Below are 7,306 nucleotides of genomic sequence, written 5' to 3' on the forward strand. Positions count from 1 at the left end.
GGTAGAAAATGCTTGTCATCTTAGGTGTACAGTTTTCTCATGGGGCCTAACTGCATGATTTTGCGTTGCGAGGATCCGTCGTTTCACTTGGCTGCCAGCATAAAATCTATTTATTCAACAAAGCCCCGATGATTACCCAAACTTTCTATTTATTCAACAAAGCCATTCATAGGATAAAATAAACGAGTGAAAAAACAAGTTCGGTCAATGTAAATACTTTGATTTCACTTTAAAGATGATTTTTAACGAATCTACCTTTTGTGAAAGGATATCGTAAATATATGCGTCATTTTTTTGATTTTGATAGTGGTTTGGTGCTGAAAAGGTATTTCGTTTTTGATTTGTTAATATGAGGGGTTGAGTAACAAACCTCGACGCTCGGCTATGAGGTCGAGCGCTTTCACCCATCAATTAAACCAATCGTCCGCCGATTCCAACCACTAAGATCTGCGTGCCGTGCACGTGTCGTACGGTGACGTAATGTGCCATGTTATGGCGTAAAAATTCGGTGTGAATGCCAAGATGGCTATCCTATCCAATCAGCCCACCATTGCATCATTTCTTTGCGCTTGTCGAGATGCTACGCTTAAAGAACTAAATAGCTGTTCAGAATAGTAGATCACTTGATAACTATAGGTGATTATTTTGCTGCTCATCACTACCACTCCTGAGCCTTGATATAAAAGGCTTCTGGGACGGGAAGCTGACTATCCCTTGTGCCACAAGGCTTGTGAAGGGTGTAGCGGTATTAGGAACAGCTATTTAGCGTGTGTTAAGCAGCTGAAGGCGACTATAGCGAATGGGATTTCCTTCGTCAAATGTGGGGCGTGCGGCGGCCAAATTTGGGTGATTCTGGCGTAGTCGGCAGGTCGAAATGGACGGTAACTTATTGATAAAAAAGTCGTGTATTGTCGTGCTTTGTTGCCTATTTTTTGAGCGATAAATTCAGTCAATATATTGATATTTATGGTTTTTATTTGTTTTAACTCTACTGCTATAACAGCAGACGCGATGCCTTTTAATGGATGAGTGTATTATGCCAGTACGTTGCCTGGAGTGAACCATTCGCGACGCGAATTGAGCAGATCCTGCACCGACATCGGTTTTTTGCCCGCAGGTTGCAGTTGCAGCAGGTTCAGTACGCCTTGCGCGGTGGCGACCTGTATACCTTGCTTGTCTGCACTGATGATCGTGCCGGGTTGTGCGCTGTGGTCAGCATCTAATGCGCTGGCTTTCCACACTTTAACCGGCTGCTCGTCAATGGTGATATAGCTGACAGGCCAAGGATTGAACGCACGAATACAACGTTCCAATTGCTCGGCACTGAGTGACCAGTCAAGCTTAGCCTCTTCTTTGCTCAGTTTTTCGGCGTAAGTCGCCAGACTGTCATCTTGTTTTTCTGCGACAGCCGTTCCCTGCGCCAGTGATGCCAGCGTCGTCAGTAACCCTTGCGGGCCCAGCTCTGCCAGGCGATCGTACAGCGAGGCGCTGGTGTCTTGCGGCGTTATCGGGCATGACAGCTTATGCAGCATGGCACCGGTATCCAACCCTGCATCCATTTGCATGATGGTTACACCGGTTTCGGTGTCTCCGGCCCACAACGAGCGTTGAATGGGGGCCGCACCGCGCCAGCGCGGTAGCAGTGAGCCGTGCACGTTGATACAGCCCAGGCGCGGCATATCTAACACTGCCTGCGGCAGGAGCAAGCCATAGGCCACTACCACCATAATATCGGCCTGTAAATCAGCGACCAATTGCTGGCTTTCTGCCGGACGCAGCGATTTGGGTTGCAACACCGGGACGCCATGCTGCTCGGCCAGCACTTTGACCGGGCTGGGTGTGAGCTTCTTGCCTCGGCCTGCCGGTCGATCGGGCTGGGTAAACATACCAACCACCTGATGTGGTGAAGCAAGCAGCGCGTCGAGGTGACGCGCTGCGAAGTCAGGAACACCAGCGAAAATAATGCGTAAGGGGGATGATGCGGGCACGATTTTTCCTGAAAATAGAGAGCCTGAAATAGTGAGCGAGTGCTATGGACGACTGTTCAGTCGTGCCAGTTTCTCCAGCTTCTGACGAATTCTCTGGCGTTTTAACGGCGAGAGATAGTCAATAAACAGCTTGCCAACCAGATGGTCCATTTCGTGTTGGATACAGATTGCCAACAGGCCATCAGCTTCCAGCTCAAAGGGGTTACCTTCCCGATCCAGCGCTTTGACCTTCACGCGCTCAGCGCGCGGCACCAGCGCACGGGTTTCAGGAATGGACAGACAACCCTCTTCAATACCGGTATCGCCGTCTTTTTCCAGCAGCTCTGGGTTGATCAACACCAAACGCTGATCGCGTTCTTCGGAAACGTCAATCACGATAATGCTCTGATGCACGTCCACCTGACTCGCAGCAAGGCCGATGCCTTCTTCTTCGTACATGGTGTCGAACATATCATCGACGATGCGCTGAATTTCTGCATTAACCTCTGCGACAGGTTTCGCGATAGTGCGAAGCCGCTCGTCTGGAAAATGTAATACCTGCAAAACTGACATAGTTGATTTCGATCTTTATCCGGTTGATGAAAGCGTATCTGGATCTATTCTAGACATTTACGGTTCTGATTGACAGCATTTGCCCTGTAAAGCGCAATGGCACAAGGATGAACGCATGCAGGACGTGGAGCTGTGGCTGCGGTTAATGAACGTGCGACGCCTCAATGCGGTGAAAACGGTGCAATTGGTGGAGCAATTGCGTCCGCTGGCAAAGGTAACTGCCGAGGCACTATCTGCGCTGGCCTTGTCCGAAGAGCAGGTCGCGCAATTTCTCTCGCAAGATGAAAAGGAGTGTGAAACGGTATTATTATGCTGGCTGGAGGAACCGACTCACCATCTGCTTACGTACGCAGACTCGCGTTACCCCCCATTATTGCGGCAGATCCCCGCTTCGCCCCGGGCACTGTTTGTGCGTGGTAACCCTCAGCTTCTCTGTGCCCCTCAACTGGCTATGGTCGGCAGCCGCTACCCTTCTGCGTATGGCGCGCAGTGGGGGACACTATTTTGCGCAGGAACTGGCGTTGAATGGTTTTGTTATTACCAGCGGTTTGGCATTAGGCATCGATAGCGTGGCGCACCAGGCGGCGCTGGATGCAGGAGGGAAAAGCGTGGCGGGCTGGGTAATGGATTGCAGCAGACGTATCCCCGCCGCCATTGCGCGCTGGCAGAGCGGTTGGTGGAGCAAGGTGGTGCGCTTGTCTCCGAATTTCCCCTGAATGAACCCCCGAGGGCAATCAATTTTCCCCGCCGTAATCGCATCATCAGTGGGATGAGCCTCGGCGTGCTGATTGTCGAGGCTTCCCTGCGCAGCGGTTCTTTAGTCACAGCGCGCTGTGCGTTGGAGCAGAATCGCGATCTCTTCGCGCTACCGGGCGCGCTGGATAACCCAATGACACAAGGCACGCACTGGCTCATCCAGCAGGGGGCTTATCTGGTTACCAGCCCTAAAGACATCATTGAACAGTTGGGCAGTGGGTTATCGTGGCTGCCCCTTGGCGAAAATGAAACTATTTCTGCTCTGGACGCCGATGTGGAATTGCCATTTGCCGACGTGTTGGCTAACGTAGGAGATGAGGTTACACCTGTTGATGTTGTCGCTGAACGTGCGGGCCAAACTGTGCCAGAGGTAGTAGGTAAGTTGCTGGATCTGGAGTTAGCAGGATGGATAGAAGCAGTACCCGGCGGCTATGTCCGATTGAGGAGGGCTGGCCATGTTCGACGTACTCATGTACTTGTTTGAAACTTACATCCACAACGAAACGGAACTACGCGTTTATCAGGATGCGTTAACTGATGACCTCACGCGGGCGGGGTTCGATCGTGCTGATATCTATAGCGCATTGAACTGGCTGGAGTGCCTGGCGGATTTGCAGGAAGGCAAAGAAGTGCCTTTTGCCTTGGCAAGCGATCCCCATGCACTGCGCATTTATACGCAGGAAGAGGAGCAGCGCTTCGACACCGAGTGCCGGGGCTTTTTGCTGTTCCTGGAGCAAATCAACGTGTTGAATCTTGAAACGCGTGAGATGGTGATCGATCGCGTGATGGCGCTGGATACCTTATCGTTCGATTTGGACGATCTTAACTGGGTGATCCTCATGGTGTTGTTCAATCTCCCCGGATGTGAAAACGCCTACCAGCAAATGGAAGATCTGCTGTTTGAAGCAGATGAGGAGTATTTGCATTAAACCGACAAGTCAGAATAAACCATGGTAATCCCTGCGCTTATAGCGGATAAAAAGGCGGAGTGCTGCCCTGAGTGCGGCGCGCCGCTGGTGATTCGCTCCAGCCGCCGCGGCCATTTTTTGGGCTGCTCGCGCTACCCGGAGTGCGAATTTGTCCGTCCGCTGAAAGCCAATGCGGATGGTCATATTGTGAAGGAACTCGCTGGGCAACTCTGCCCGCACTGTCAGGGGACGCTGGTGTTGCGGCAGGGGCGTTATGGCATGTTTATTGGCTGTAGCAACTACCCGGCGTGTGACCATACTGAGGTCATCGACCGTCCTGATGAAACCGCATTAACCTGTCCACAATGTGGCAAAAAAACTGCTGCAACGTAAATCGCGCTTTGGCAAAGTGTTCCACGCCTGTGAGCGTTACCCAGAGTGCCAATTTGCGCTCAATCATAAACCGGTGGCGGGGACGTGCCCAACCTGCCACTATTCGCTATTGTTCGAAAAGAAAACGGCGCAGGGCGTCAAACGTTTTTGCGCCAGTAAAGCCTGTGGAAAGCCGGTAACGGCAGAAGTTGATACCAATGAGTAATGTAGTAAATGAACAACCGGTTTCTGTCATTCAGGAACTGATAAAGCAGAATGTCATCGCCTATCCTACCGAAGCGGTTTTCGGCTTGGGGTGCGATCCTGACAGCGAAGCCGCAGGGATGCAACTGCTGGCCTTGAAACAAAGGCCTGTCGAAAAGGGGCTTATCCTGATCGCGGCTGATTATCAACAGCTCACCCCCTATATTGATGACAGCCAGCTCAGCGCTGAGCAAAAGGCGGTGATGTTTGCCTCCTGGCCGGGACCGGTAACGTGGGTGATGCCCGCCAGGCCGAGTACGCCACGTTGGTTGACTGGGCGATTCTCATCGTTGGCGGTGCGCGTCAGCGCGCATCCTCTTGTGCGTGAACTCTGCCTGGCGTTTGGCAAGCCAATCGTGTCAACCAGCGCTAATCTGACCGGACTGCCGCCGTGCCGCACGGCACAAGAGGTTTTGCAACAGTTTGGTGAGGCTTTTCCTGTTCTGCACGGAGAAACATCCGGGCGGCAGAATCCGTCTGAAATTCGGGATGTCTTGACGGGCAACCTGATACGACAAGGTTAAAAAGTGGAGATAACGGTGTATGAAGTAACGTCATTCGCGGTTTTTGGTCATCCTATTGCGCACAGCAAGTCGCCGCAGATCCATGCGCTGTTTTCTGAGCAAACCGGGATCCCCTTGACGTATGAACGCCTGTTGGCACCGCTGGACAGCTTTGAACAAACGCTGCGTGATTTTTTTCAGGCAGGGGCGTTAGGGGCGAATATCACCATGCCTTTCAAGGAACGCGCCTATCAGGAAGTCGATGAACTGAGCCAGCGCGCCTCGTTAGCGGGAGCGGTCAATACCGTGAAGCGTCTCGAAGACGGTCGGCTGTTGGGGGATAATACCGACGGTATCGGACTGCTAAGTGATTTGCAGCGTCTTGCGCTGGTGACGCCGCAGGATCGGGTGCTGTTGATCGGTGCGGGCGGTGCCAGCCGTGGCGTTATTCAGCCGCTATTGAGCCATGGGTGTTCGCTGGTGGTGACCAATCGGACGTTTGCCAAGGCAGAAGCGCTCGCGACACTGTTTCAGCCGGTGGTGCCGATTGACGCGTTGCCACTGGATGGACTGGAAGGCGAAAACTTCGATCTGATCATCAACGCCACCTCGTCAGGGATCGCTGGCGATATTCCCGAGCTGCCTGCTTCGTTGATCACGGCCTCTACGCGCTGTTATGACATGTTTTATCAGACCAGCCTGACACCGTTTTTGCTGTGGTGCCAGCAGCAGGGGGCATCACAGTTGGCGGATGGTTTTGGTATGTTGATCAATCAGGCGGCACACGCGTTCTTCCTCTGGCACGGCGTGATGCCAGATACCACTCCGGTGATCGAACAGATGAAAAAAGCACTTAACGCATGAATCAGGCGATCCAGTTCCCCGATCGCGAAGCGTGGAGCGAAGAGGATCGTATGATCTACTTCCCTGTATTGATCGGTGGTTTTCAGCGTGAATGCCGTATCAGTGCCGCGCAACTTCAGACGCGTTTTGGGGGAACTGATGCGGATAGCTGGCTGGCGTTGTTCAGAGAGCACCGCTGGGATATCGAAGACCTTTTCGAAGCTCGGGTGCTCAATGAACAGGATGACAGTGAGGGGTATTACTCGCTGTCCTGAGCCAGATAGTCGTTCTTCCAGGTGGCGTAGTTGTTGGCGGAGTAACGTAAACCCTCGATCTCTTCTGCTGTCAGTGGACGGATTTGTTTCACTGGGCTGCCAAGATAGAGATAACCACTCTGCAAGCGCTTACCGGCCGGTACCAGACTGCCCGCTCCAATCATCACGTCATCTTCTACGATAACGCCATCAAGCAGGATCGATCCCATACCGACCAATACGCGGTTGCCGATGGTGCAGCCGTGTAGCATGGCTTTGTGGCCTACGGTGACCTCTTCACCAATGATCAACGGATTACCCTGCGGATTGCTCGCTGAGCGGTGAGTTACGTGCAATACGCTGCCATCCTGGATATTAGTGCGTGCGCCGATGTGGATTTCATGTACGTCGCCACGGATCGTGACTAATGGCCAGATGCTGACATCATCGCCAAGCGTCGTGTTGCCGATCACAACGCTGGACGGATCGATCATCACGTTTTTCCCGACAGTGGGGAGCGCATCCTTATAAGAACGCAATGCGTGGGAGCCCATATTTACCTCTCAATACATTCGAAAAGAGTAACTTACCCTAATTGTGGTCCTGCTGCTGCCAGAAGCAGCAAAAGTAGGTTGAAAATAGCGCGGGTTGCGCAGGATCTCAACGAAGGGGGTAAAAAACGCGCGAACAGGAAAAAAGATGAAAAAAGGGGTTGTGTAAATTATTGGGATCCCTATAATGCGCCTCCGTTGACACGACACGAAGCGATTCAAGGCGAGGTCAGCAAGAGAAAAACGATTCACTTTCAAATGAAAATAATCGTTGACTCTTAAAGAGGAAAGCGTAGTATACGCCACCTCGCGACA

7 protein-coding genes and 2 pseudogenes are annotated in these 7,306 nt (G+C 52.3%); 6 read left to right on the top strand and 3 right to left on the bottom strand.

The genetic code is table 11. The annotated features are described in order from the left end of the window. Positions 1-1,034 precede the first annotated feature (1,034 nt). Together fmt and def are read right to left on the bottom strand one after the other, a co-directional pair. Positions 1,035-1,988 carry a methionyl-tRNA formyltransferase gene (gene fmt, locus ACTBDZ_RS13050; RefSeq protein WP_438815635.1) on the bottom strand — a complete coding sequence of 318 codons (954 nt, stop codon included), beginning with the start codon at positions 1,986-1,988 and terminating at the stop codon, positions 1,035-1,037. 42 nt (positions 1,989-2,030) lie between these two features. Next, positions 2,031-2,540, bottom strand: a complete 510-nt coding sequence (gene def / locus ACTBDZ_RS13055) for a peptide deformylase (protein ID WP_438815636.1) — start codon at positions 2,538-2,540, stop codon at positions 2,031-2,033. 115 nt (positions 2,541-2,655) lie between these two features. On the opposite strand from def, the pseudogene dprA reads away from it, so the two are divergent. From dprA to ACTBDZ_RS13085, 6 genes and pseudogenes are all read left to right on the top strand, one after another. Further along, positions 2,656-3,780: pseudogene (dprA, locus tag ACTBDZ_RS13060) on the top strand (DNA-protecting protein DprA). Further along, positions 3,752-4,225, top strand: a complete 474-nt coding sequence (locus ACTBDZ_RS13065) for a DUF494 family protein (RefSeq protein WP_438815637.1) — start codon at positions 3,752-3,754, stop codon at positions 4,223-4,225. The pseudogene dprA and the gene ACTBDZ_RS13065 overlap by 29 nt, the downstream one beginning before the upstream one ends. Before the next feature lie 21 nt (positions 4,226-4,246). Continuing rightward, positions 4,247-4,802 (top strand): annotated as a pseudogene (locus ACTBDZ_RS13070) (topoisomerase DNA-binding C4 zinc finger domain-containing protein). Next, the gene (gene tsaC / locus ACTBDZ_RS13075; protein ID WP_438815638.1) at positions 4,795-5,364 is read left to right on the top strand and encodes an L-threonylcarbamoyladenylate synthase type 1 TsaC; all 570 of its coding nucleotides are present in this window, start codon (positions 4,795-4,797) and stop codon (positions 5,362-5,364) included. Before ACTBDZ_RS13070 ends, tsaC begins: the two are co-directional and overlap by 8 nt. Positions 5,365-5,379: 15 nt before the next feature. Next, positions 5,380-6,207 (top strand): shikimate dehydrogenase, encoded by an 828-nt coding sequence (gene aroE / locus ACTBDZ_RS13080; RefSeq protein WP_438815639.1) that lies wholly within the window; start codon positions 5,380-5,382, stop codon positions 6,205-6,207. Continuing rightward, positions 6,204-6,461, top strand: a complete 258-nt coding sequence (locus tag ACTBDZ_RS13085; RefSeq protein ID WP_438815640.1) for a DUF1488 domain-containing protein — start codon at positions 6,204-6,206, stop codon at positions 6,459-6,461. Before aroE ends, ACTBDZ_RS13085 begins: the two co-directional genes overlap by 4 nt. Here the strand turns inward: ACTBDZ_RS13085 and ACTBDZ_RS13090 are convergent. Further along, positions 6,446-6,994, bottom strand: a complete 549-nt coding sequence (locus ACTBDZ_RS13090) for a gamma carbonic anhydrase family protein (protein ID WP_438815641.1) — start codon at positions 6,992-6,994, stop codon at positions 6,446-6,448. The two genes, ACTBDZ_RS13085 and ACTBDZ_RS13090, sit on opposite strands and share 16 nt — an antisense overlap. Between the last annotated feature and the right edge of the window lie 312 nt (positions 6,995-7,306).

It is taken from the genome of Symbiopectobacterium sp., assembly GCF_051710365.1.
Lineage (GTDB): Bacteria > Pseudomonadota > Gammaproteobacteria > Enterobacterales > Enterobacteriaceae > Symbiopectobacterium.

Bases quoted from the DNA above. Each gene is read 5' to 3' on its own strand.
- def (WP_438815636.1), bottom strand. From the start codon at position 2,540: ATGTCAGTTTTGCAGGTATTACATTTTCCAGACGAGCGGCTTCGCACT.
- tsaC (WP_438815638.1), top strand. From the start codon at position 4,795: ATGAGTAATGTAGTAAATGAACAACCGGTTTCTGTCATTCAGGAACTG.
- ACTBDZ_RS13065 (WP_438815637.1), top strand. From the start codon at position 3,752: ATGTTCGACGTACTCATGTACTTGTTTGAAACTTACATCCACAACGAA.
- ACTBDZ_RS13090 (WP_438815641.1), bottom strand. From the start codon at position 6,994: ATGGGCTCCCACGCATTGCGTTCTTATAAGGATGCGCTCCCCACTGTC.
- ACTBDZ_RS13085 (WP_438815640.1), top strand. From the start codon at position 6,204: ATGAATCAGGCGATCCAGTTCCCCGATCGCGAAGCGTGGAGCGAAGAG.